This is a genomic window from Paraburkholderia silviterrae (assembly GCF_004353915.1).
Taxonomy (GTDB): Bacteria; Pseudomonadota; Gammaproteobacteria; order Burkholderiales; family Burkholderiaceae; genus Paraburkholderia; species Paraburkholderia silviterrae.
Window position 1 is genome coordinate 1 of the sequence record NZ_SMRP01000035.1, and the last position, 23,332, is coordinate 23,332.

The window sequence follows — 23,332 nt, forward strand, 5'->3', positions numbered from 1 at the left end:
CGGTATGGCCGAAGCATATCGAAGAGGCTTGCGCAATCGATGCTGGCGATCCGTTTGCAAGGGACGCCAGTTCGAATCCTAAGAAACTCTGGAGGGTAATGTGAGATGCCGGGCGGTGGCCGGGGCATTCAGCTTCGGTTGTGGAGCAGGTCGGGCAGAACGGACTGACACCCAAGGCTGAACGATGGAATACACAGGTCTTGTCAACAAGTTCAAGGTCAATCGTCCACTTACGGACGAAGAGCGCCGGAACCGGCTCGATCCCGCCAAGCGGCTGGAGGTTTCACCGAATTACTTCAGTTCGACGATCAGAATGAATAGCCGTTACCTGGAAGTCGTGGACAAGTACTACGGCTGGAAAGGGGCACTGACGTTCGTGACAGGCGCTCTGCTGGTCGTTTGCCTGGGTATGGTGTGGATCGCCGCCAATATTTTCTTCGTTGATGGATTAATGGGCAACCCCGACGATCGAACGGCCAATATGCTTCTCGGAATCGGGCCGTTGTTGTTGAGCGTCACTGTGAGTTCCGCCCTCATCTGGCTCATCTTCAGGGAGTGCTTTCGCCTGACTCACTATCCGATTCGCCTGCAACGGGATCTGCGGATGGTGCATGTCTTCCGGCTGGACGGAACGGTATTTTCCGTCCCGTGGGATAAGGTCTTCTTCACGCTTGGCAGGGGCAATCGGGCCTTCGGTGTTCAAACGTGGGATGTGCGCGGACACGTGCTCGCCGACGATGGCGTAACCGTCGTCGAGACGTTCTGTTTTGCACTGGCCTGGCCGGAGATTAAAGGACTTCACGAGTATTGGGAATATGTCCGGCGGTATATGGAGGAAGGCCCGGAGGCGATCGCGCCTGATACGCTTGCGTATCTACCTATTGCCGATCGGCGTGAAACCTGGGGCTTCGGCCTGTTGCGGCTCGCGTTGAATCTGCCAGGTCTGACCTTTGCGCAATTGATTATGGCGCCGGCCTTTTTGCTGTTCTCGATCGGCCGATGGTTTGCGATGCGAACCTGCCGGATTCCGGTTTGGCCGAAGCATATCGAGGAGGCATGCGTAGTCGAAGCCGGCGATCCGTTTGCAAAAGATGCCAGCTCGAATCCCAAGAACCTCTGGAAGGTGATGTGAGACTCGGCTCGGCGATCAGCGATCGGAGTGAATCGTCGAGTTCGACTCGTACACGTTAGTGCAAAGCACGCCCGAAACGGGCTTGCCGGTGGCGTCGTCGATGCCGCTATAGTGCACGCCGGTTTTCTCATTCCATTGGCATACGCCGGGGGCGGGGCCGCCGAGTTTAACGTCATGCATGGGGTATCGGTTCATTGCGGCCTGCGCGCCATCGCGGGAGATACACGCGGACAACAATAAGGCACCGCAGGCAATCACGAGAGTCGATTTAAACAGCATAGCGTCCGTTAGGCGTTAATGACAGGACGACCGTGATTCAGAACCGGTCGATCATGTTAAATGCGAGTTGATTATAAGGCGGGCGAGTAAGCAAGTGACGAATTCGAATTTGGGCATGGGGCGCACGACGTTAAGATCGTCGCTCCCGTAGATCGAGCGACACACAACAATGAAAACATACGCTTTGCCCTTGCATGCCTTTCGTTTCCGGATCATCTGCGCGGCGACCGCCGGCGCGCTGTCGCTTGTCTCGTGCGGCGGCGCCAGCAGCGACGCGCCAGCGCAAGCCAGCGCCACGCCACAAGCCGATGCAACGCTGAGCGCGAAGCACCCGAACATCCTGTACATCATGGCCGACGATCTCGGCTATTCCGACATTCATGCGTTCGGCGGCGAGATCAGCACGCCTAACCTTGACGCGCTGGTCGCGTCGGGCCGCATCCTGTCGAACCACCATACGGGCACGGTTTGCGCGATTACCCGCGCGATGCTGATATCCGGCACCGATCACCATCTCGTCGGCGAGGGCACGATGGGCGTGCCGACCGACGAGCGGCGCGGACTGCCAGGCTACGAGGGCTATCTGAACGATCGCGCATTGTCGATCGCACAACTACTGAAGGACGCCGGCTACCACACCTATATCGCAGGTAAGTGGCACCTCGGTTCGGGCATCGTCGGCAGCGCGACGGGCAGTGGGCAGACGCCTGACCAATGGGGCTTCGAGCGCAGCTACGTCCTGCTCACCGGCGCGGCGACGAACCACTTCGCTCACGAGCCTGCGGGCTCGTCGAACTACACCGAGGACGGCCGCTATGTGCAGCCGGGTCAGCCCGGGCAGCCGGGCGGCACGGGCGGCAGCCCGGCCGTGTTCTATTCGACGAACTTCTATACGCAAAAGCTGATTGAATACATCGACTCGAACAAGAAGGACGGCAAGCCGTTCTTCGCCTATGCGGCATATACGTCGCCGCACTGGCCGCTGCAGGTCCCCGATCCTTGGCTGCATAAGTATGCGGGTGTCTACGACGCGGGTTATGACGCCATCCGCAACGCACGGATCGCGCGGCAAAAAGCGCTTGGGCTGATCCCCGCCGACTTCAAGCCGTTCGACGGTCTGCCCGAGACGCTCACTGCCTCGCCCGCGACGCCGAACAACGGCAACGCGAATGCGAAGTACGTGAGCGCCGTGCATTCGGCCGCCGACGGCTATGGCGACTACGGCCCCGGCAAGGTGGACAAGCTGTGGTCGAGCCTGTCGCCGGCCGAACGCAAGGCGCAGGCGCGCTACATGGAAATCTACGCGGGCATGGTCGAGAACCTCGACTACAACGTCGGCCTGCTGATCCAGCACCTGAAGGACATCGGCGAGTACGACAACACGTTCATCATGTTCCAGTCGGACAACGGCGCGGAAGGCTGGCCGATCGATTCGGGCGCGGACCCGACGGCGACCGACACCGCGAACGCGCAGGAGCCAACGTATTCTGCGCTTGGCAGCGACAACGGCCAGCAGAATGCGCAGCGTCTGCAGTATGGGCTGCGCTGGGCCGAGGTGAGCGCGACGCCGTTCCGGCTCACGAAGGGCTATTCGGCCGAAGGCGGCGTGTCTACGCCGACCATCGTTCATCTGCCAGGCCAGACGCAGTCTTTGCCGACGCTGCGCGCGTTCACGCACGTGACCGACAACACTGCGACGTTTCTTGCGGTCGCGGGCGTCACGCCGCCGTCGCAGCCCGCGCCGCCGCTCGTCAACACGCTGACTGGCGTCGATCAGAACAAGGACAAGGTCGTCTACAACAACCGCTACGTGTATCCGGTTACGGGCCAGTCGCTGTTGCCGGTGCTCACGGGATCCGCGACGGGCGAGGTCCATACGGTGCCGTTCGGCGACGAGGCGTACGGCCGCGCGTACCTGCGCAGCGCCGACGGCCGCTGGAAGGCGTTGTGGACGGAGCCGCCGCTCGGTCCGCTCGACGGTCACTGGCAGCTGTACGACCTGGCGTCGGATCGCGGCGAGACGACCGATGTGTCGGCGCAGAATCCTTCGGTGATCCAGACGCTCGTCGAGCAGTGGAAGCAATACATGGGCAACGTCGGCGGCGTCGAGCCGCTGCGTCCGCGCGGCTACTACTGAGGATGACGAAATGCGGATCTGGAAGACCGGCGCTGCAGTGGCCGCGGGCGCTGTCGCGTTGTTCGCCGCGGCGTTCGCGGTGGGCTATGCGAATCCGGCAACATCGGCGGACGGCGCTTTCGACGGTGCGAATCGTGACCGTCCGCTCGCGCCGCTCGGATCGGAGCGGCAGTGCGAGCGCTATTCGGGGCTGCCCGCGAACTGGCGCGACGACCCTAAAGCCGGCATGGTGCATCTGAGCGGCGGCGCGTTTGTATTGGGCAGCACGCAAGGCTATGCGGACGAGCGCCCGGCCGGTGGCGGCAAGACACGCGTCGGCGGCTTCTGGATCGACCAGACCGATGTGACGGTCGCGCAGTTCGCCGCGTTCGTGCAATCGACCGGCTACGTGACCGAGGCCGAGCAGCAGGGTGGCGCAGCAGTCTTTCACGTGCCCACGCGCGACGAGTTGAATGCACGAGACCTCGCGTGGTGGGCGTGGGTGAAAGGCGCGTCGTGGCGTCATCCGCTCGGCCCGGGCAGCAACGTGGACGGGCTCGGCAACCTGCCCGTCACGCTCGTCACTCAGCGCGATGCGCTCGCGTACGTGCGCTGGCTCGGCCGCGACTTGCCGACCGAGGCCGAATGGGAATACGCGGGCAAGGCCGGCCGCGACGACGCCTCGCTCGATGCAGCGCCGCGCGATGCGCGGGGCAAGCCAGCAGCGAATTACTGGCAGGGCCCGTTTCCCGTGCTCGACACGGCCGAGGACGGTCACGCTGGGCTCGCACCCGTCGGCTGCTATGCGGCGAACGGCTTCCGCCTTTACGACATGATCGGCAACGCATGGGAATGGACCAAGGACGTGTACACGGGCCCGCATCAGCCGCATGTGAACGGCGACACGGCAGCCGTTGCGCCGCCCACGCGGCGGCACGATACGCCGATGGTCATCAAAGGCGGCTCGTTCCTGTGCTCGCGCGACTATTGCGTGCGCTATCGCGCATCGTCGCGCGAACAGCAGGAAGCCGATCTGGGCGCATCGCATATCGGCTTTCGCACGATCCTGAGGGACGCGTCATGAAGCGTGCCGTGCATTTTGCCGCCGCATGGCTGCTGGCCGTAGCCGGCGCCGTTCATCCGGGATCGGCTGGCGCGGCCGGATCCGCCGTGCCGGTGGTGCGCGTCGGCGTGACGTGTGGCGTGCATGCGGAGATTCTCGACGAGGTGAAACGCGTCGCGGCCGCGCGCGGGCTGGACGTCGACGTCGTCGTATTCGACGACGCCTCGCGCATCGACACCGCGCTCGCTCGTGGCCGGATCGACGCGGCGAGCTTCGAGGACGCGCAACAACTCGCCGCGACGCGCACCGCGAAGGGCTATGCATTGGCGGAAGTCGCGCCGACCGTCACGCTGCCGATGGCGTTTTATTCCAGAAAGATGAGGAGTCTGAACGAATTGAGGCCTGGCATGGCGGTCGCGATTCCGGCCGACCCGCGCGGGATGTCGCGTGCACTCGTGCTTTTGCAGAACGAGACGCTGCTGACGCTGCGCGAACGAGCCGGCCTGCATGCGGCGCTGCGCGATGTGACGGGCAACCGGCTCGGGCTGAAGCTTGTCGCGCTACCTCGCGACCGGCTTTTTGCGGCGCTCGATACGGCCGCGTTTGTTGCGATCGGCAGCGAGGACGCCGCGCACATGGGGCTGCAGCCTTCGCGCGACAGTATCGGCATCGAGGATGCGCGCTCGCCGTATGCAAACGTGCTGACCGTGCGCGACGCGGATCGCGCGCAACCGTGGGTCGCGCAACTCGCCGCCGCGTATCACTCGGACGACGTCGCACGTTTCATCCTCGTGCGCTATCAGGATTCGGTGCGGCGGCCATGGTAGGAGGTCATCCGCAGACCGGGAAAACCCTACAATCAACTTTCTGTTGCTTTACTGTATTTACGGTGGTGAGCCAGCCGGCAACCGGAAAATGCGCTTTTTCGTCATAACAATCAACGCGTCCATTTCCCATTGAGTCCATTCAGCCCAGTGAGCTTTGAAACACCGGGCAACGATTGTAGGACTACTGAGCGCTGTCATGGTGAAGGGTGCTTTGCCGTGAGCATCCGTTCGTCCTGCTGGTTCACGCCAGATAACAGGAGTGAGTCCGATGGCGACTGATCGAGCGAGCGCGTGTAGTGGCACGGGCGCGGCGCAACCCGTGCTGGAGGGTGTCGACCGGCTTCGGCAAAGCCTTCGTGGCCAGATTGTCGTACCCAGCGATGCCGGCTACGAGCAAGCGCGCAAAGTCTGGAACGGCGCCATCGACCGCCGCCCCGCGCTGATCGTCTATTGCTCCTGCTCCAGCGATGTGGTCAAGGCCGTCAATTTCGCTAGAGGAGGTCATCACGCGGTGGCTGTGCGCAGTGGTGGACATAACCTGGCAGGACTATCGGTCTGCGACGCGGGCGTGGTGATAGACCTGTCGCGGATGAAGCAGATCGATGTGGACCCCGTACGCCGTATCGCGCGCGCGCAAGCAGGGCTGACGCTGCATGAGTTCGACGAGGCGACCCAGGCTCACGGCCTCGCGACGACGATGGGCGTCAACGGCGACACAGGCATTGCCGGACTGACGCTCGGCGGCGGGTTCGGCAAGCTCGGCCGCAAATATGGGCTGGCTTGCGACAACCTGGCGGCGGTGGAGATGGTGACCGCCGACGGTGAATGTCGCCGCGCGAGCGCGACCGAAAACCCGGATCTTTTCTGGGCCGTGCGCGGAGGTGGCGGCAACTTTGGCATCGTGACCACGTTTGAATACGTGCTCCATCCCATTGGCACGCATCTTCTTGCCGGCTCGCTGGCGTACCGCTATGGCGATGCGCGGGACGCGATGCGGTTTTACGCTGCGTTTGCGCGCAGTGCGCCCGATGAGCTCAGCCTCGATCTGACCGGCCGCGTCAAGGATATCTTCAAGACTGCGAAGGGAAAATACGTCGCGCCGCTGCCGCTCGAGCAGAAGCTGCTCGAGCATCGGCACATCGAGGCAGCCTGTGTTGCCGGTGCGGGCCTCGCGATGCCGTTCGCGCTGTTGCAGCTTGCGGCCGAGGTTCGCGACGCCCTGGCCAACGGCACGTGTGACCGAGCTGCATTGACGGACGAACTCGCGGCCTTGCGCGCGCGGATCAACGCAGCCGCCGAACGCCATGAGCAGTTGCAGTACGTTGTCGTGGTCAAGGATGTCTGGAGCGCCGAGAACGCGATGCTGACGCCGACACTGAAAATTCGCCGCGCTGCGATCGAAGCCCGCTACCTGCGCGATGCGCAAGCGTGGTCGAAGCTGGGCAGGGCGGTGGTCTGGGAGGCGCGCTGACGATTTCAGCGCAGGCACGGAAGAATCCCGCATCGCGACCGCGGGCGCGCCGCCGAGCGGCACGGGCTATCGCCCGCAATCCCGTCGAACTACCGCGAATGGGGCATCAAAAAGAGGGAATTAACGTTATTGACCATTTTTAAGATTCACTTAAGAAATCTTCCTTAGCCTCGAGCCTTTCGCCCATCGGCGCTGCAATGGCGCCGGTGTCTCTACGAAAGCGGCGTGTTGCGCGCGGCTTTCTGCCAGCCAGCCGTACCCGATCCGTATCAGTAGATGCCCAAATTCGTATCGACGACCTCACAGGGAGTCGCGGGTAGAGCGATGCTCGTTGCCGCACTCAGCACCGCCTGCACGGCGTGGCTCTCGCACGAGATGCCCAGACCCGGCGCCGAGATTTCGCTGCACGCTTCCGAAGATATCCCCGAGCGCGGCGCGCGCGACAGCGCCCCCAGCATCGTCACGCCTGCCTCCGCGCGCGCTGTTGCGGCGATTCCCGCTTATCGCGTCGAGACCGCTCAGGTCACGCAGAGCTTTTCGGCCACGGCAAGCCAGTTGGGCGTGGACGCCGCCGCGACCGCGAAGCTCGCCCGCGCGCTCGCGGGGCGGCTCAACATGCGGCGCGATCTGCAGCCCGGCAGCGAGGTGCGCCTCGTGTTCCGCAACGGCGCGGCGAACGCCGCCGGCACGCAGGCCAGCGCGCCTGCCGGGCCGGCTGGCGCCTCGGGAACTGCCGCCCTTGCCGCAACGTCCGCTTCCTCCAACGCGCCCGTCGCGATGCGAATTTCCACCGGCAACGATTCGCACGACCTGTTCCTCTACCGCAATCTCGACGGCAAGGCGTTCTACTACAGCGCCGACGGCCAGCCCGCGGCGCCGTCTTTCCTCCGTTATCCGCTCGACTACACACGCGTTTCCTCGGACTTCTCGCCGAACCGGTTCGACCCCGTCACGCACCGCTGGGCCGCGCACGAGGGCGTCGATTTCGCCGCGCCCGTGGGCACGCCCGTGCACGCGACCGCGCAGGGCACGGTGACGTTCGCGGGCTGGCAGACGGGCTATGGCCGCGTCGTCAAGATCAAGAATTTCGGCGAATTTTCCACGACCTTCGCGCATCTCTCGCGGTTCGCGAAGACGCTGCGCGTGGGCAGCGAGGTGCGCCAGGGGCAGGTGATCGGGTATGTGGGCAAGACGGGCTGGGCGACCGGGCCGCATCTACACTACGAGGTGCATGTGGACCACGTGCCGGAGGATCCGCTCACGGTCGAGCTGCCGATCCGCACGGCCTTGAACGGCGCGGACATGGAGCGTTTCGCGCAACAGGTCCAGCAGATCACGCCGATGCTGTGAGCGCCGGGCGAACGCGATGCGTGCGCGTAGTGGAGTAGCGCAACGCTATTTCGCCACCTGCGTGTCGCCATACGTCGCCAGGCCGCTCTCAGCCAGCACCTCGGTCAACGCACGGCGCAGCAGTTCGACGGGCCGCATCAGCCGGCCCGGCAGCGAGCCGTGCATGAACCACACGTCGACGCCAGTGCGGAAATCGACGGCATCGATCACCTGCAGCGCGTCGCGGTGAGCCGAACGCTCCAGCACGTCCGGCGTGGCGACGCCGATGCCGAGCCCCCGCGCCACCAGCGATAGTTGGAGGTCCGAACCAAATGCCTCGACCGCCACGTTGAATGGCAGGCCAGCCATTTCCAGTGCACGGCTCAACGCAGAGCGCATCCCGCAGCCGTTTTGGTTGAGCACCCACGCGTGACTGGCCAGATCGGCGAGCGTCACGGGCGTAGCGGGCAGGCCCAGTGAGCGCGGCGCGACGATCACGGTCGGCTGGAACGCGAGGGCGGTCGCGCGCACGGTCTCGGGTGGCATGAAGTTCGAAGGCATCAGGACCACCGCCGCATCCAGTGCCGCCCGTTCGACGCTTTGCACGAGGCCCGGCGACCAGCCCGCCGTGATCCGCAGGGTGAGCCGCGCAAACGCGCTGCGCAACTGGTCGACCGGTTTTTCCAGCGCGATGTCGGCCAGAAACGGCGGCATGCCGATTCTCAGTTCGCCGGCCGGCTCGCTGTCCGCGGAGGCCACCGACAGCAGATCGTCCACCGCGCCCAGCACGGTGCGCGCGAGCGCATAGACCTCATGGCCCGTGGCGGTCGGCTTGAGCGGTTTGCTCTGGCGATCGAGCAGTTCGGCGCCGAGCGTGGTTTCGAGGCTCTGCACGCGCCGCGTCAGACCGGGCTGCGTCAGATGAAGGCGCTCGGCGGCGCGCACCATCGAACCGCTCTCGACGACCGCAACGAACGCCTGCAGATCACGTGTGTTCAAAACAAACTCGCATAATAGATATGCACATGTTTCAATTGTAGCATGTTAGAAGAGGGGCCAGGATGGGTCATGTCCCTTCCCAGGAGCGCCACCCTGATGAATCCCTCTGCTCAAACGCGCGCCGAAACTGCCGCCACGATCGGCGCCGCAAGCCCGCAGGCGCATACCCTCACGCCGCTGCTCACCGTCTTCTTCGCCATGGCAGTCGGCGTGATCGTGATGAACCTGTTTGCGGCGCAACCGTTGACCGGCGCGATCAGCCGGAGCCTGCATCTTGCGCCGCAGTTCGCGGGATTGGCCGCGATGCTGCCGCAACTCGGGTACGCCGCCGGTCTGGTGCTGCTCGTGCCGCTCTGCGATCTCCTCGAAAACCGCCGCCTGATCGTGCACACGCTGGCATGCTGTGCCGTCTCGCTCGCCATCGCGATGCTCAGTGCTTCACGCGGGGTATTTCTTGCCGCCGTGTTCGCAGCCGGCGCCACATCGAGCGTGATTCAGATGCTGGTGCCGATGGCCGCGTCGATGGCGCCAGAGAGCCACCGCGGACGCGCGGTCGGCAACGTGATGAGCGGCCTGATGCTCGGCATCCTGCTCTCGCGTCCCGCCGCGAGCCTGGTTGCCGGAACGATCGGCTGGCGCGCGTTCTACGGCATGGCGGGGGTGATCGATGCGCTGCTCGCCGTCGTGCTTTACGTGCAGTTGCCGATTCGCGCACCGTCGATCTCGACGCGCTATTGGACGCTGCTGGGCTCGCTATGGGCGCTGCTGCGCCACGAGCGCGTGCTGCAACGCAACGCCGCCTCGGCGGCGCTCGTGATGGGCGCATTCAGCGCGTTCTGGACCGCGATCGGCCTGCGGCTCGTGCAGCCGCCGTTCAACTTCGGGATGAACGGGATTGCACTGTTCGCGCTGGCCGGCACGGCGGGCGCGATCGTCACGCCGCTGGCAGGGCGCGCGGGCGATCGCGGCTGGGGCCGCAGGACGGTGTTTGCGGGGCACATGACGATGCTGGTGGCGCTCGTCGCAATCGGTGTCGCGGGCTCCGGCTGGGGAGGATTTTCAGCGCGCGCGCATCCACTGCTGGCGGTGGCGATGCTGGTGGCCGGCGCAGCCGCGCTGGACGCTGGCGTGGTCACCGATCAGACGCTGGGCCGCAGGGCAATCAACCTGATGAACCCGGCCGCGCGCGGCCGGCTCAATGGGCTGTTCGTCGGCGTGTTCTTCATAGGCGGCGCGCTGGGCACGGTGCTGGCAGGCGCGATGTGGGCGTGGGCCGGTTGGGACGGCGTATGTGCGCTGGGCTTTGGCTTCACCGGCCTCGCATGCGTGCTCAGGTTGGCGGGCGCAGTCGCCAGGGAGGTTTGAAGACCTGGGCACCGCCAACGACTCCACCACACTTTCGTAACACTTCCGCCCTGGAGCATGCCAGTCGAATTGCGCTGATTAACGACAAAGACACATAGGAATTTGTTCGATATAAGGAGCGGCGGCGCGGATTCGTTATCGCAGTAATTAATTGGAGATCGGATCGAGAAGCCGCCGTTTTTGCGGCTTCGTCTCCAACGGTATTTTCAACAGAGGTTATCTTGTTCAAGAAGACGGTCAGTTCGTGGGATGTTTTCGATACGCTGGTTGGACGGTTCCGTATCACACCGGACAGCATCTTCGATCTGATGGAGCGCAAAACGGCCATGCCGGGCTTCAAGGCCGCTCGCGGCCAGGCGCAGCGCGATCTGGATGCGCTCGGGAAGCCGTATGATCTGCGAGCCGTATATCGACGCTTCTGCGAGTTGACTGGCGAGGACGCGCGCTCGAAGGTGCCGTCACTCTTCGCACTGGAAGTGGCGACCGAACTGGACCAACTGATCCCGGTTCGCGCGCAGGTATCGCAGGTTGCGCGCGGCGACCTCATCGTCTCGGATATGTACATGCCGGAAGACGTGATCGTCGACATCCTGCAGCGCACGTGCGGCTTTCGACAGAACAGCTATCCACCCGTAGTCGGCAACTGGGGCAAGGCGCGCGGCAGCATCTGGCCGCTCATCCAGCAACATTTCATCGTGCGTTGCCATCACGGGGACAACCGGCATGCCGACATTGCGGTGCCGCAGCGCTTCGGGATCCCGGTAAAGCATGTTACCGACACCGGCGTCACACCGTGGGAAAACACCTTGCTGCAAGCCGGCTTGCAAGACGTCGCGCTGATTCTGCGCGAAGTGCGCCTGCGTTGCTTGCCCGCCGACGCGGGCGCATTCGAGTACAAGGTTGTCGGTGAATATCTCGGGATGCTTTTGCTGTACTCGCTGTTCCTGCGCACCTACGCACACGAGCGTGCCATCGAACATTACCTGTTTGCCGCAAGGGAAGGCATCCATCTTTCCGCTGTGTTCAGGGCGTTGATGCCGGGCTTTCACAGCGAAACGATCGACTTCAATCGCCGTCTGCTCCACAACGGGCATGCGGATGACTGGTTCGGCTCGCGCCTGACGCCTCGGAGTGCGGTCGTCGACATCGTGAGCTCAGGGCGCAGTCTCTCGGCGTTTTGCTCGCGGCTGGGCGTCAGCGTGCCCCTGGTGACGCTCATTGACGTGGGCGTGCGATTGACGCATGAGCAGGTTCAGGCACGTGAGCGTAACGGCTTTCATGCAATCTTCCGGCACGATGCGATGCCGATGATGCCGCACTCCATCGAGGCGCTGTCCGATCCCGGCTACCCGTCGGTTCACGACATCGTGATCGATACGGACTCGCGCGCGGTTATCCGCCTGCTGACCCCAGACGATCAAACCGCCCGGGAACGCGAGTGTGCGGAGTTCGTTGGCCATGCGGTCATCGAACTGGTCGAAGCGATCCATCGGCGAGCGTTGTCCTTTGACGTCGCGGACAAGTCGAAACTCGAAACGTTGCTACGGGAAGCTGTGCTCGCGTTGACGCAACTCGGCCATCACGCCAAATCGCCCAGCTACATGGCGAAGAATCGCGTTCCTCAAGAAAGCCGTGACGCGGAGTAAGGCGTCGACGCGCGAGTAGATGATTTCGCTCATGTGTGTTGCCCCGTAGAAGTTTCGCGGTGCCTGCCGGCACGCTTGCGCGCGCGATCGCACATCGCGCGGCGCGCGGTATTTGCCGGGCCGGCGCTGCCTTCAGGGCGCGCGTTTTATGTATGGACTAAAGTGCGATAGCACGCCGGACCGGGGCCTGCTATTCGCGTGAACAGGCCCTCGATGCCGGCACGCGGTTTCGTCCACCCAGGAGCCTTGCCATGATCGAGCACGAGCAGCACCCCACATCCATTCTGACGTTCAAGAGCGCATACGACTTCGATACGACGATCGCGCGCCTCAAAGCGGCGCTCGAGGGCGTGGGCGCCGTCGTGTTCGCCGACGTGGACCAGCGCGAGGCGGCGGCGCTCGTGGGCCTCGAGTTGCGGCGCACAAGGCTCATCATGTTCGGCAACCCGAAGGCGGGCACGCCGGTCATGGTGGCCAATCCGCACGCGGCGCTCGAATTGCCGCTGCGGCTCGTGGTGTGGGAGGACGACGAAGGGCGCACGCACGTGGACTATCGCGACGTGGCGCAAACGCTCGGGCCGCTCTATGCCATCGCGCCCGATTTGCTCGTGCCTTTGCAGCGCGTGGCGGGGCTCTTGCAGGCCACGGTGCAGTAAGGTGCGCGGCTCACGTGCCGGCGCCCGAAATCACGACGCGCGCGGTGCGCGCGAATCGCGCCGCAACGGCGCGGCCGGCGCTGCGCTAGCCGGGCCAGCGCAGCTGGCGCGCCGCGCGCGCACGCGGCTCCACCTGGCCGCTTACTGCCCGAAAAATATATCGCACTGCGAACGAGGCCAGCAAGCCTTGCCCGTGCGCTGGCCCGCGACGCTGCGCGTGTCGGGCATGCCGCCGTACGACATGTCGGTGGCGGCCTGGGCGGAAGCATCCGCGTCATCGGTCATCGTCTGATGCGCGCGCTGCTGGGGGACCGGCTCGTCCTTCGACTGTGCCGTGGCCGGCGCACCGGCTGCCAGCGCCGCCACGCAGCCGGCGATCAACGCCAATCGGATCTTCATCTCAACACTCCTTCCGTAACACAACGCAAAGCCAACCCGGCGCGCGCACGGCAGTTCAAAGCGCGTGCGCACTCGGGTGGAAGGCCGGATGCCGGACGTGTTAGTTAGGGTCTGTTCACCAATCCATCACGCCTCCGCCGGTTCGGGAGGCGGCGCAGCGTGGCGCGGCGCAAAAAGAAGGTGAAAAGCGGGCGCGCAGAGAACATCCGCGCTGCACTTTCGTTATAGCTCGCGCGCGCAAGAGTGCAACGCAACCGCGCGCCGATTGCTGCACGTTTCTTTCCGAAATGAAATGAAGCGAAAGCTTAAGGAAATGAGATGGTCGCCATGTAGTCATGTTCAGGTGTTGTAATGCGCTCGCCCTGATGTCTGGCAAATCGCACTGCATGAACCTGCATGGCGCGGCGGCAAGCCCACACGCATGTGACGCGCCGGCGGGACTCTAAAAAAATCGCTCGAAAAAAATCGATGGAGCCTGGAAATATGTCTCGTTTGAATCGCCGCGCATTGCTCGCCGTGCCATGCGTGGGCCTCGCCGCTGCCCTGTTCGCATGCGGCAGCAGCAATTCGAGTTCGAATTCGAATGCGCCGTCCCAGTCCGTGCAGGATGCGCTCGCGACGGCCACGCCGATCAAGCACCTCGTGGTGATCTACGGCGAGAACGTCTCGTTCGACCATTACTTCGCGACCTATCCGAATGCCACGAACCCGTCGGGCGAGCCGGGCTTCACGTCCGCCGCGGGCACGCCGGCCGTCAACGGCCTCACGGGCGCGCTGCTCACGGCCAACCCGAACTTCACGAACACCGCCAACGGCGCGGGCGCCGCAAACCCGTTCCGCCTCGACCGCACCCAGGCGGCCACCGCCGACCAGAACCACGCCTACACGGCCGAGCAGCAGGCCGGCGACAACGGCGCGCTCGACCTGTTCCCGAAGTACACCGGCAACGGCACGAGCGGCGGCGCGGGCGCCTTCGGCACGAAGGGCCAGGTGATGGGCTACTTCGACGGCAACACGGTCACGGCGCTGTGGAACTACGCGCAGAAGTTCGCGATGAGCGACAACGCATGGACTGCGACCTACGGCCCGTCCACGCCGGGCGCGCTCGAAGTGGTAGGGGGGCAGACCAACGGCTTCCAGATCGTGCTCTCGTCGAAGCAGCCGGCCACGGCGACTACTTCGTCGTACTACATTAACGACGGCGCGGGCGGCCTCACGCTGATCAACGACGTCGATCCTGGCTTCGACGTGTGCTCGAGCACGACCGACACGGGCATGATCAACGCGAAGAACATTGGCGACCTGCTGAACGCGCAGAACATCACGTGGGGCGGCTTCATGGGCGGCTTCAACCTGCAGACGACCAACGCGAACGGCACGACGGGCTGCAAGCGCAGCACGATCGCGACGGCGGTGAACTCGGCCACGGCCGATTACATCCCGCACCACAACTGGTTCCAGTACTTCAAGTCGACCTCGAACCCGCAGCACACGCGCCCGAGCGCGACGGCCGCGATTGGCTCGAGCCTCGAGACGGACGGCAAGACGGCCGAGCCCGCGAATCACCAGTACGACACCGACGACTTCTTCGCCGCCGTGCAGGCGGGCAATTACCCGTCGGTGAGCTTCCTGAAGGCGCCGGCCGCGCAGGACGCGCACGCGGGCTACTCGGACCCGCTCGACGAGCAGCAGTTCGTCACGAAGGTCGTGAACTTCCTGATGCAGCAGCCCGACTGGAAGAACACCGCCGTGGTCGTGACCTATGACGACTCGGACGGCTGGTACGACCACCAGTACATGCCGCCGGTGCGTTCGTCGATGGCCTCGGCCGACCAGCTCAACGGCAACGGCGTGTGCGGCAGCGGCACGCAGCCGGTGGGCGTCGCAGGCGCTCCGGTCAACGGCCGCTGCGGTCCGGGCACGCGCATTCCGTTCATGGTCATTTCGCCGTGGGCGAAGGCGAACTACGTGGACCACACCTTCATCGACCAGGCCTCGGTGGTGCGCTTCATCGAAGACAACTGGCTTGGCAGTGCGCGTCTGGGCGGCGGCTCGTTCGACGCCTCGGCAGGCGACCTGCGCGGCCTGTTCAACTTCAGCGGCCAGGGCAACCTGCCGGTCCTGTATCTCGACGGCACGCAAGGCACGCAGCTGAGCTCCGCGCCCGCGCTGTGATCGATGCCCGGCGCGGGGCTGCGCTCCCGCGCCGGGTGCCGTGCCGGTTTTGATGCCGGCGGCTTTTTTGTTCCGCCAGGAACAACGCAATATGTCCGAGCTCTCTTCTTCGCCTTCTCCTGCTGCCAGCGCCAAGCCCGCGCGTCTCGCGCTGCGTGCCGGCGCGGCCGTCGCGATCGCCGCGCTTGGCTTCAGTGCTTATGCCGTGGCCTTTCCCGCTGATGTGCCCGAGTCCGTGGGCGCCCTCGTCGAGAACCTCACGGGCGCGAATCCTCATCCTGTGGTGCTGCAACGACCTCACGTGGCGCCGCTTTCGGCCATGGCCCAGCTCGGCAAGCAGCTCTTCTTCGACCCCGCGCTCTCGGCTTCGGGGCGGCAGTCGTGCGCGTCGTGTCATAGCCCCGAGCATGCCTATGGGCCGCCCAACGGGCTCGACGTGCAACGGGGCGGTCTCGCGATGACGCAGCAGGGCTATCGTCCGCCGCCGTCGCTCATGTATCTGTATCGCCAGCCGAATTTCAGCATCGGCCCCGATGCGGGCGAAAACGACGACGCGCCCACGGTCGCGCAGCAGGCCACGGCCGCAGCCGGCGTGGTGAAATCGCAGAAGACCGCGGGCGGTCCGTCGACCTCGGTGGAGATGGTGCCGCAAGGCGGGCTGTTCTGGGACGGCCGCGCCGACACCTTGCAGCAGCAGGCCTACGGCCCGCTGCTCAATCCGGTGGAGATGGCGAACGCGAGCGTCGATACCGTGGCCGTGAAGCTTCAGCACGCGTCGTACGCGAAGCGCTTCACGGAATTGTTCGGATCACGAATCTTTGACGACCACAAACTGCTCGTCTCCGAAGCGATGTTCGCGATCTCGCGCTATCAGGTGGAAGACCCGTCGTTCCATCCGTACAACAGCAAGTACGACCGCTGGCTGGAAGGGCACGCGCGCCTGACCCAGGCCGAGCTGCGCGGCCTGCGCCTGTTCAACGACGACAAGAAGGCGAACTGCGCGGGCTGCCACCTTTCGAAGCCGGGCAAGGACGGCCTGCCGCCGATGTTCACCGACTACCAGTACGAGGCGCTCGGCGTGCCGCGCAACCACAAGCTCGCGCAGAACCGGGACCCGCGCTTCTTCGATCTGGGCGTATGCGGGCCATTCCGTGCCGACATGAAGGACCAGACGCAGTATTGCGGCATGTTCCTCACGCCCACGCTGCGCAATTCGGCCACGCGCACAGTGTTCTTTCACAACGGCATCTATCACAACCTCGATCAGGTGATGGCGTTCTACAACGAGCGCAACACCGACCCCGGCAAGTTCTATCCGCACGATGCCCACGGCAAGATCGAGAAGTACGACGACATCCCGCCGCAATACCGGAACAACGTGGATGTGACGGACGCGCCGTTCGACCGCAAGTTCGGCGACAAGCCCGCGATGACCGACGACGAGATCCGCGACATCGTCGCGTTTCTGAAGACGCTCAACGACGATCCGGCGCCGTCGTCGAATTAGCCTCCGGCGGTTGCGCTGGCGGCCCGCCATCGACCAGCGCGTTGCGCGGGTCGGGCGGGGGGCCGTCGAATGCCGTCGCCTTGACCTGGTTGCGGCCGGCCTGCTTCGCGGCGTAGAGCGCCTCGTCCGCGGCGCGCAAGAGCGCATGCGCGCCCGTGCTTTCGCGCGGCATGCAGGTCGCGCAGCCCACGCTCACCGTCACCGAGCCGTGCTCGCTGTGCCCGTGCACGATGCCAAGGCGCTGCACGTTCGCGCGGATCTGCTCCGCGATGTTCAACGCGCCATCGGGCGGCGTGTTCGAGAGGATCACCGCGAACTCCTCGCCGCCGTAGCGCGCCGCCATGTCCGTCGCGCGATGGACGGTGGCCTCTATGGCGTGCGCCACGGCGGCGAGCACCTCGTCGCCTACCGCGTGCCCGTAGAAGTCGTTGAAGAGCTTGAAGCGGTCGATGTCGATGAAGAGGATCGAGATCGGCTCTGCCGCGCGGCGCGCGCGGTTCCACTCGCTCACGAGACGCAGATCGAGCGCGCGGCGGTTCGCGAGGCTGGTGAGGGCGTCCGTGACCGAAAGCCGGTGCAGCTCGGATTCCGCGCGCAGGCGCGCACGCAGACCGAATGCGAGCAGCCACGAGGAGAGCGCGACCACCACGCCGAATACGAGCGACATCGGCCCGTTGATCGCGACGCGCTGGTGCCACGCCGCGAGCGTGTCGTCGAGCGCGGGCGCGACCGCCACGATCAGCGAAGTGTGCGGCACGCGCCGCCAGGTGTAGATGCGCGTCGTGCCGTCCTCGTCGTCGCGCGCGATGAACGAGCCCGCGCTCGCCTTGAGCATCGGCGCGACCTGCTGCTGCGAGGCGAGATTGGTGCCCACGTCGTAATCGGAGAACGGCTGGCGGGCGAGCAGCGTGCCGTCGTCTAGCATGATGAAGACGGTGCCGCGGCGGCCCACGTCGATACGGTCGAACAACTGCTGGAAATACGCGAGCCGCAGCGTGAGCACCACCACGCCGCCGAACGCGCCGTCGTAGGCGTTCGCGCGGCGCGAGAGCCCGATGGCGAATTGGCCTTCGTTCACGCGCGAGCGGAACGGATCGGAGATATACATGCCCACCGAGCGGCTGCGCTCCTGGGCGCGGAAATAATCGCGGTCGGCGAGATTGACGCTCGGGTAGTCGTGGCCGTCCGCCGATTCGACGATCTTGCCGTGCGCATCGACATAGAGGGCGCCGTCGAGATAAGCCGTGCCCGCCACCTTGCCGAAAATGAGCTTGCGGCGCAGGTCGCGCGGCAGCGCGGCCGTGCGCGGGTCGCGGATCGAATCGAGCGCGTCGGTCAGGATCAGGTCGTAGACACCGAAATTGGATTCGAGGTGCGCGGACATCAGCGAGACCAGCGTCCTGGAAGTCTGCCGCGCGTTCGCGAGCGCCTGCTCGCGCTGTTGCGCGAAGCCCGTGAACGCCAGCGCGACGATCGCGACGCCTACGAGCGTGCCCACGCAGCCCGGCACGAACGGATGGCGTCCAAGCCAGCGGAACTGCGCCGCGAACGCATTGCGCACGGCACGGGTCAAGCGTGCGTGCAACGGCCTGGACGCCATGATCGGGGCTCTCCACGGGAGGGGGGCCAAGCGCGGGGCGCGCAAGCGGCGTGTCCTGCCCCCGCGCTGCTCGAGTCGATTGAATTGAGCGTGCCGCCACGGGCACGTGCTGCCAGGGCCCGTTATTGGCGTGAACAGGCCCTAGTGCGCGCCGCCCGCGTACCAGGCCGCCGCCGCGTCGATTTCCTCAGGGGTCATGTTGCGCGCGATATTGCGCATCTGCTCGGAAATGTCGTTGTGACGCGTGCCGTCCGCGAAGGCCGCGAGCTGGGCCCTGGTGTAGGCCGCCGGCAAGCCGTCGAGCCACGGGCTGCCCACCTTGTGATCGACGCCGCCGTGGCACGCGGCGCACGCCGGGATATTGCGCAGCGGCGCGCCTTCCGAGACGATCGCGGGCGCATCGCCACGCACGCGCGCCGCGCTCGGCAGCGAGGCGTAGTAGGCCGCGAGGTCGCGCATGTCCTGGTCCGAGAGATTCTGCGCCATCGGCGACATGACCGCGCTCTGGCGCGCGCCGCTCTGGAAGTCGAGCAGCTCCTTGTACACCACGCTCGCGAACTGCCCCGCGAGATTCGGCGAATTGGCCTCGCTCATGCCGCGCGGGCCGTGGCACATCGTGCAGCGCAGCGAGAGCGTGGCGCCGCGCCCGATCGAGAGGCTCGTGGCGTCGTCGAGCATGTGCGGCGTGAGCTCGACCGTGCTGACCTTGTAGCCGGGTGTGATCGGTGTGCCCACCTGGTACCACTGGCGCGGCACGCCGGCTGCGCTGCAGATGGCGTTCCAGATGCCCTGGAAGTGCGGATCGCTTTGCGCCGAGGGCAGCCAGACGAAGCCGATCAGCGCCGAGACCACGAGCACGAGGATCGTCGCGCCCACGCTCGCGCGAAACCACACATTGCGTAACGTGAACAGGCGTTCGTCGCTCATCGCGGCGCTCCAATCGGAATCGCGGGCACGGCCGTGTTGGGTGTCGCGAGCAGTTGGGCGATGGGGTAGCCGTAGTTGGTGATCGTGAGGGCGATCATCAGCACGATCCACAGCGCGAAGCTGTTCAGCGCGGCGGGCAGCACGGGCGACTCATGCACCGGCGCGCTGAAGCGGTATTCCTCGCTCGTCTGCGTGGCGCCGCGATGGCCCTGCAGCAGCACCACGAAGAACAGGATTGCGGAGATCACGAGTATCAGCCCGCCCACGGCCGAGATCGTCACGAGGCTCGCCTGCGCGGCGAGCGCGGGGTCGCTGTAATCGAAATAGGCCATGCGGCGCGGCATGCCGAGAATGCCGACCAGGTGCCACGGAAACGTCGTCACGATCATGCCGATGAACCACAGCCACAGCTGCCAGCGCATGAGCCGCCAGTTGGTGAGCGCGCGGCCCGTGAGCTGCGGCCATAAATCGTAGGCGATGGCGAAGTACATGATGACGATCGCGCCGCCGTAGATCAGGTGAAAGTGGCCCGTGACCCATTGCGTGTTGTGGATGGGCTGATCGAGCTGGTAGCTCATGTTGATGAGCCCGCCCGCGCCGCCGAAGCCGAGCATCACGAATGAGAACGCCACGGCGAGCATCTGCGGGTTGTGCCACGGCAGCTTCGCGATCCAGCCGAACGTGCCCTTGCCGCCGCGCAGCCGCCCCGCGATCTCGACCGAGGCGCAGATCGTGAAGACCGTGAGCAGCGTGGGCACGGCCACGAGCGCCGTGAACACCGACTGCAGGAACTTGAAGCCCGAGCCTACTTGCGGGTCGGTGAAGAGGTGGTGCAGGCCGATGGGCATCGCCACCACGAGGAACAAGATGAAGGAGATGCGCGCCATCGCGTCGCTATAAAGACGCCCGCCGATCGCGCGTGGAATGATCGTGTAATAGGCGATGTAGGCGGGCATGAGCCAGAAGTAGACGATGGCGTGCAGCGTCCACGAGAAAAACACGCGCGCGAGGCCCGCGTCGATGGTGTTACGCAAGCCGAGCGCGACGGGCAGGATCTGGAACAGCACCTCGATGGCTGCGCCCACTGCGGTCCAGCCCCACAGATACGCGCCCGCCGTGGTCGCGAACATCGCGAGCGGCACCGGCTTGCCGCGGTTCTCGCGCCGCCATGCCGCGAGATTCACGCTCATCAGCGCGACCCAGACCCACGAGCCCACCACCACGAGCACGACGCCGACGTAATAGAACACGTTGCCGATCATCGGCGGATAGAAGGTATAGAGCACCGAGGCACGGCCGAGCGCGACGGGAACGGAAGCGGTCACCGCGCCGAGCGCGAGCAGGATGAAGCCGAGCCATGCCCAGCGCACGCCCACGAGCGGCCGCTTGAGCGCGAGCTCGCTGACTGCGTAGCCGAAGCCCATGGCGATGAGCGTGGGGAACGCGTAGCCCATCACGGTGCCGTGCTCGGTCACCGAGCGGTAGTAGAGCTCGGGGTCGTGCAGCCACGGATGCAGCGGGCTGCGCACGAGCATCTGCCACGCGCCGAGCAGCAGCGCGACCCCGAACAGGATGAACGCGAGCCAGAAGTGGGCGAGCACGAGGCGCTTGTTATTTAACACAGCTCAGTCTCCGCGAAGGGTTCTCCGCAAGGGCCGCCATCTGCATGAAGGCGTCGCGCTCGACAACCTTCACGTGTGCCCACATGCCCTGGTGACCCGTGCCGCAATACTCGTGGCACGGCATGAGGTGATCGCCGGGCTTCTCGAAGGTCGTGCGGAAGGTGGAGACATAGCCCGGCTCGACCATCGAATTGAGGTTCGTGTCGGTCACGAGAAAGCCGTGCACGACGTCGGCGCTGGTGGCGCGGAAGGTGATGGGCACGCCCGCCGGCACCACGATGCATTGCGGCGTGAACGAGTACTGTTGTGCGAGCACGCGCACCGTGACGGAGCCGTCCGGCTCGAGCGCGCTGCCCAGATTCGTTTCGACGAATTCGCCGGAGACGTGCAGCGTTTGCGGGTCGATGGTCTCGACGCGCGAAGGCGGCATCATCGACCAGTGCAGGCCGGTGAAGATCACCATCGCCACCAGCACGAGAACGAGCGCCACCATCAGCGTGGCCCAGCGGCGCTCCACGCGCGCGGCAACTTCGGCGCTGGCATGGGGATCGGTTGGATGCGTGGACATGAGGGCGGTTGGCGCGAGGATGGAGTGAGGAGGTGATGGCCGGCTCAGTTATTGAATGACGCCGCGAGGCAGGAACACCCAGAAATAGAACGCAAACCAGATCGCGGCCACGATGGCCGTGGCAATGCCGGCGAGCGCGAGCGCGCCGCCTGGGCCACGACGCACGATCTCGTCGACCTGCTCGTGCTGCGGGGGCTCACCGGGCTGTTGCGGAACGGGAGTCTCGATCATCGCGGCCTCGGGTTGAAACGCAGTTTAAAAACCTCGCAACCACCGCTCAGAAAAGCGGCGCCGAGCGCAGCGCATTCACTTCCTGCGCGGAAACCGGCGTGCCGTGGTTGCCCCATGCCGTGCGGATATAGGTGACCACGGCGGCGACTTCCTCGTCGGAGAGCAATTGCGCGAACGGCGGCATGCCGTACGGCATCGGGTTCTTCTTGGTGCCCGGCGCGTAGCCGCCGTTGAGCACCATGCGGATGGGGTTCACCGCCGAATTCATCTGGATCGACTGGTTGTTCGCGAGCGGCGGGAAATGCGGCAGCTTCCCCTGGCCTTCGGTGGCGTGGCATTCCGCGCACTGCGCCTCGTAGATCTTCTTGCCGAGCGGCGCGAGACGGTTGGCTTCCTCGGTCACGAACGGGCTCTTGGGCGACTTGTCGACCTCATTGGTGTGGCCCGGCAGCGACTTCAGATAGACGGCCACGGCGCGCACGTCGTCTTCGGTGAGGTACTGGAAGCTGTCGTAGACCACTTCGGCCATCGGCCCGTACACGGCACCGCGGTTGGACACGCCGGCGTGCAGCAGATCGACGATATCGTCGATGCTCCAGTCGCCGAGGCCCGCCTCCTTGTTCGAGGTGAGCGAAGGCGCGTACCAGTTCTGCAGCGGGATCAGGCCACCCTGGAATTCCTTGGAGGCCGTGTTGCCGCCGAGCGCGTTGATCTCCGTGTGGCACATCGTGCAGTGCCCGAGACCCTCGACCAGATACGCGCCGCGATTCCACTCCACCGACTGCTTCGGATCGGGCTTGAACTCGCCCGCGCGGAAGAACAGCGCGCGCCAGCCGAGCAGGAGCTGGCGCTGGTTATAGGGAAAGCGCAGCGTATGCGCGCGATTGGGCTGATGCACGGGCGGCGTGGAAAGCAGATACGCGTAGATCGCGTCGGAGTCGGCGCGCGTGACTTTGGTGTACGAAGCGAACGGCATCGCGGGGTAGAGCAGCGTGCCGTCGCGCGATTTGCCTTCGTGCAGCATGCGGTAGAACTCGTCGGCGCTCCACGCGCCGATGCCGTATTCCTTGTCCGACGAGATATTCGGCGTGTAGAGCGTGCCGAACGGCGTTTCCATCGGGCGGCCGCCGCCGAACATCGGCTGCGAAGGCACGGTATGGCAGGCGATGCAGTCGCCCGCGCGCGAGAGATACTCGCCGCGCACGAGCAGCTCTGCATTGCTCGCCACGGGCTTGGCGTTGGCCGATGCCGCCGCTGCTGCTGCGGCGGCCGCATCCGCGGCATTGGCGGTGGGCGCGCCGGTTTGCGCGTGCGTGAGCGCAGTGCCCGTGCACCAGAGCGCGGCGCTCAGCGTCAGGGCGCGCGCGAAGCTTTTCGCGCGTGCTCGCGCCAACGCGGGGGCCGGCATCGTCGGGATGAG

At 65.3% G+C, this 23,332-nt stretch carries 20 protein-coding genes; 11 read left to right on the top strand and 9 right to left on the bottom strand.

Annotated features, from left to right (window positions below):
• Window positions 1-184: 184 nt before the first annotated feature.
• Window positions 185-1,132 (top strand): DUF6708 domain-containing protein, encoded by a 948-nt coding sequence (locus tag EYW47_RS35500; protein WP_133199480.1) that lies wholly within the window; start codon window positions 185-187, stop codon window positions 1,130-1,132.
• A gap of 15 nt (window positions 1,133-1,147) precedes the next feature.
• Here the strand turns inward: EYW47_RS35500 and EYW47_RS41150 are convergent, their stop codons facing one another.
• Window positions 1,148-1,312, bottom strand: a complete 165-nt coding sequence (locus tag EYW47_RS41150) for a hypothetical protein (protein ID WP_165976770.1) — start codon at window positions 1,310-1,312, stop codon at window positions 1,148-1,150.
• A gap of 268 nt (window positions 1,313-1,580) precedes the next feature.
• On the opposite strand from EYW47_RS41150, the gene EYW47_RS35505 reads away from it, so the two are divergent.
• The 5 genes from EYW47_RS35505 to EYW47_RS35525 all read left to right on the top strand — a co-directional run bounded on the left by EYW47_RS35505 (window position 1,581) and on the right by EYW47_RS35525 (window position 8,238).
• Window positions 1,581-3,548 (top strand): arylsulfatase, encoded by a 1,968-nt coding sequence (locus tag EYW47_RS35505; RefSeq protein ID WP_133199481.1) that lies wholly within the window; start codon window positions 1,581-1,583, stop codon window positions 3,546-3,548.
• A 10-nt stretch (window positions 3,549-3,558) separates the two neighbouring features.
• Window positions 3,559-4,611, top strand: a complete 1,053-nt coding sequence (locus EYW47_RS35510; protein WP_133199482.1) for a formylglycine-generating enzyme family protein — start codon at window positions 3,559-3,561, stop codon at window positions 4,609-4,611.
• Entirely contained in the window at window positions 4,608-5,417 is an 810-nt protein-coding gene (locus EYW47_RS35515; RefSeq protein WP_133199483.1) for a MetQ/NlpA family ABC transporter substrate-binding protein, read from the top strand. Before EYW47_RS35510 ends, EYW47_RS35515 begins: the two co-directional genes overlap by 4 nt.
• Window positions 5,418-5,685: 268 nt before the next feature.
• The gene (locus EYW47_RS35520) at window positions 5,686-6,888 is read left to right on the top strand and encodes an FAD-binding oxidoreductase (protein ID WP_133199484.1); all 1,203 of its coding nucleotides are present in this window, start codon (window positions 5,686-5,688) and stop codon (window positions 6,886-6,888) included.
• Between the two features lie 324 nt (window positions 6,889-7,212).
• Entirely contained in the window at window positions 7,213-8,238 is a 1,026-nt protein-coding gene (locus EYW47_RS35525) for a peptidoglycan DD-metalloendopeptidase family protein (protein WP_165976772.1), read from the top strand.
• Between the two features lie 45 nt (window positions 8,239-8,283).
• On the opposite strand, the gene EYW47_RS35530 is transcribed toward EYW47_RS35525, so the two are convergent.
• Window positions 8,284-9,216: a LysR family transcriptional regulator gene (locus EYW47_RS35530; protein WP_133199485.1), complete on the bottom strand. Its 933-nt coding sequence runs from the start codon at window positions 9,214-9,216 to the stop codon at window positions 8,284-8,286.
• A 96-nt stretch (window positions 9,217-9,312) separates the two neighbouring features.
• Between EYW47_RS35530 and EYW47_RS35535 the strand changes: the two genes are divergently transcribed.
• The 3 genes from EYW47_RS35535 to EYW47_RS35545 all read left to right on the top strand — a co-directional run bounded on the left by EYW47_RS35535 (window position 9,313) and on the right by EYW47_RS35545 (window position 12,883).
• Window positions 9,313-10,581 (top strand): MFS transporter, encoded by a 1,269-nt coding sequence (locus tag EYW47_RS35535; RefSeq protein WP_133199529.1) that lies wholly within the window; start codon window positions 9,313-9,315, stop codon window positions 10,579-10,581.
• 476 nt (window positions 10,582-11,057) lie between these two features.
• Window positions 11,058-12,227 (top strand): hypothetical protein, encoded by a 1,170-nt coding sequence (locus EYW47_RS35540; protein WP_133199486.1) that lies wholly within the window; start codon window positions 11,058-11,060, stop codon window positions 12,225-12,227.
• 251 nt (window positions 12,228-12,478) lie between these two features.
• Window positions 12,479-12,883 carry a DUF302 domain-containing protein gene (locus EYW47_RS35545; protein ID WP_133199487.1) on the top strand — a complete coding sequence of 135 codons (405 nt, stop codon included), beginning with the start codon at window positions 12,479-12,481 and terminating at the stop codon, window positions 12,881-12,883.
• Window positions 12,884-13,024: 141 nt separating this feature from the next.
• Here the strand turns inward: EYW47_RS35545 and EYW47_RS35550 are convergent, their stop codons facing one another.
• On the bottom strand, window positions 13,025-13,282 hold the full coding sequence (locus EYW47_RS35550) for a hypothetical protein (RefSeq protein ID WP_133199488.1): 258 nt from the start codon (window positions 13,280-13,282) through the stop codon (window positions 13,025-13,027).
• 492 nt (window positions 13,283-13,774) lie between these two features.
• Here EYW47_RS35550 and EYW47_RS35555 point away from each other — a divergent pair, with 492 nt between their 5' ends.
• Together EYW47_RS35555 and EYW47_RS35560 are read left to right on the top strand one after the other, a co-directional pair.
• The gene (locus EYW47_RS35555) at window positions 13,775-15,457 is read left to right on the top strand and encodes a phospholipase C (RefSeq protein ID WP_133199530.1); all 1,683 of its coding nucleotides are present in this window, start codon (window positions 13,775-13,777) and stop codon (window positions 15,455-15,457) included.
• 91 nt (window positions 15,458-15,548) lie between these two features.
• Entirely contained in the window at window positions 15,549-16,964 is a 1,416-nt protein-coding gene (locus EYW47_RS35560) for a cytochrome-c peroxidase (protein ID WP_133199489.1), read from the top strand.
• Here the strand turns inward: EYW47_RS35560 and EYW47_RS35565 are convergent.
• The 6 genes from EYW47_RS35565 to EYW47_RS35590 form a co-directional block, all read right to left on the bottom strand.
• Window positions 16,933-18,564, bottom strand: a complete 1,632-nt coding sequence (locus tag EYW47_RS35565) for a GGDEF domain-containing protein (RefSeq protein WP_133199490.1) — start codon at window positions 18,562-18,564, stop codon at window positions 16,933-16,935. The genes EYW47_RS35560 and EYW47_RS35565 overlap by 32 nt on opposite strands.
• A 141-nt stretch (window positions 18,565-18,705) precedes the next feature.
• Window positions 18,706-19,491 carry a c-type cytochrome gene (locus tag EYW47_RS35570; RefSeq protein ID WP_133199491.1) on the bottom strand — a complete coding sequence of 262 codons (786 nt, stop codon included), beginning with the start codon at window positions 19,489-19,491 and terminating at the stop codon, window positions 18,706-18,708.
• Window positions 19,488-21,113: a cbb3-type cytochrome c oxidase subunit I gene (locus EYW47_RS35575; RefSeq protein WP_133199492.1), complete on the bottom strand. Its 1,626-nt coding sequence runs from the start codon at window positions 21,111-21,113 to the stop codon at window positions 19,488-19,490. The genes EYW47_RS35570 and EYW47_RS35575 overlap by 4 nt, the downstream gene beginning before the upstream one ends.
• Window positions 21,103-21,681, bottom strand: coding sequence for a cupredoxin domain-containing protein (locus EYW47_RS35580; protein ID WP_133199493.1), 579 nt, complete (start codon window positions 21,679-21,681; stop codon window positions 21,103-21,105). The genes EYW47_RS35575 and EYW47_RS35580 overlap by 11 nt, the downstream gene beginning before the upstream one ends.
• Before the next feature lie 48 nt (window positions 21,682-21,729).
• A complete protein-coding gene (locus EYW47_RS35585; protein ID WP_133199494.1) occupies window positions 21,730-21,912 on the bottom strand; it encodes a hypothetical protein in 183 nt (60 codons plus the stop codon).
• 46 nt (window positions 21,913-21,958) lie between these two features.
• A complete protein-coding gene (locus EYW47_RS35590; protein ID WP_133199531.1) occupies window positions 21,959-23,320 on the bottom strand; it encodes a c-type cytochrome in 1,362 nt (453 codons plus the stop codon).
• Window positions 23,321-23,332: the final 12 nt, after the last annotated feature.

Excerpts from the sequence above, each read along its gene's own strand:
- EYW47_RS35500 (WP_133199480.1), top strand. The coding sequence starts at position 185 with ATGGAATACACAGGTCTTGTCAACAAGTTCAAGGTCAATCGTCCACTT.
- EYW47_RS41150 (WP_165976770.1), bottom strand. The coding sequence starts at position 1,312 with ATGCATGACGTTAAACTCGGCGGCCCCGCCCCCGGCGTATGCCAATGG.
- EYW47_RS35505 (WP_133199481.1), top strand. The coding sequence starts at position 1,581 with ATGAAAACATACGCTTTGCCCTTGCATGCCTTTCGTTTCCGGATCATC.
- EYW47_RS35510 (WP_133199482.1), top strand. The coding sequence starts at position 3,559 with ATGCGGATCTGGAAGACCGGCGCTGCAGTGGCCGCGGGCGCTGTCGCG.
- EYW47_RS35515 (WP_133199483.1), top strand. The coding sequence starts at position 4,608 with ATGAAGCGTGCCGTGCATTTTGCCGCCGCATGGCTGCTGGCCGTAGCC.
- EYW47_RS35520 (WP_133199484.1), top strand. The coding sequence starts at position 5,686 with ATGGCGACTGATCGAGCGAGCGCGTGTAGTGGCACGGGCGCGGCGCAA.
- EYW47_RS35525 (WP_165976772.1), top strand. The coding sequence starts at position 7,213 with ATGCTCGTTGCCGCACTCAGCACCGCCTGCACGGCGTGGCTCTCGCAC.
- EYW47_RS35535 (WP_133199529.1), top strand. The coding sequence starts at position 9,313 with ATGAATCCCTCTGCTCAAACGCGCGCCGAAACTGCCGCCACGATCGGC.
- EYW47_RS35545 (WP_133199487.1), top strand. The coding sequence starts at position 12,479 with ATGATCGAGCACGAGCAGCACCCCACATCCATTCTGACGTTCAAGAGC.
- EYW47_RS35550 (WP_133199488.1), bottom strand. The coding sequence starts at position 13,282 with ATGAAGATCCGATTGGCGTTGATCGCCGGCTGCGTGGCGGCGCTGGCA.
- EYW47_RS35560 (WP_133199489.1), top strand. The coding sequence starts at position 15,549 with ATGTCCGAGCTCTCTTCTTCGCCTTCTCCTGCTGCCAGCGCCAAGCCC.
- EYW47_RS35565 (WP_133199490.1), bottom strand. The coding sequence starts at position 18,564 with ATGGCGTCCAGGCCGTTGCACGCACGCTTGACCCGTGCCGTGCGCAAT.
- EYW47_RS35570 (WP_133199491.1), bottom strand. The coding sequence starts at position 19,491 with ATGAGCGACGAACGCCTGTTCACGTTACGCAATGTGTGGTTTCGCGCG.
- EYW47_RS35580 (WP_133199493.1), bottom strand. The coding sequence starts at position 21,681 with ATGTCCACGCATCCAACCGATCCCCATGCCAGCGCCGAAGTTGCCGCG.
- EYW47_RS35585 (WP_133199494.1), bottom strand. The coding sequence starts at position 21,912 with ATGATCGAGACTCCCGTTCCGCAACAGCCCGGTGAGCCCCCGCAGCAC.
- EYW47_RS35590 (WP_133199531.1), bottom strand. The coding sequence starts at position 23,320 with ATGCCGGCCCCCGCGTTGGCGCGAGCACGCGCGAAAAGCTTCGCGCGC.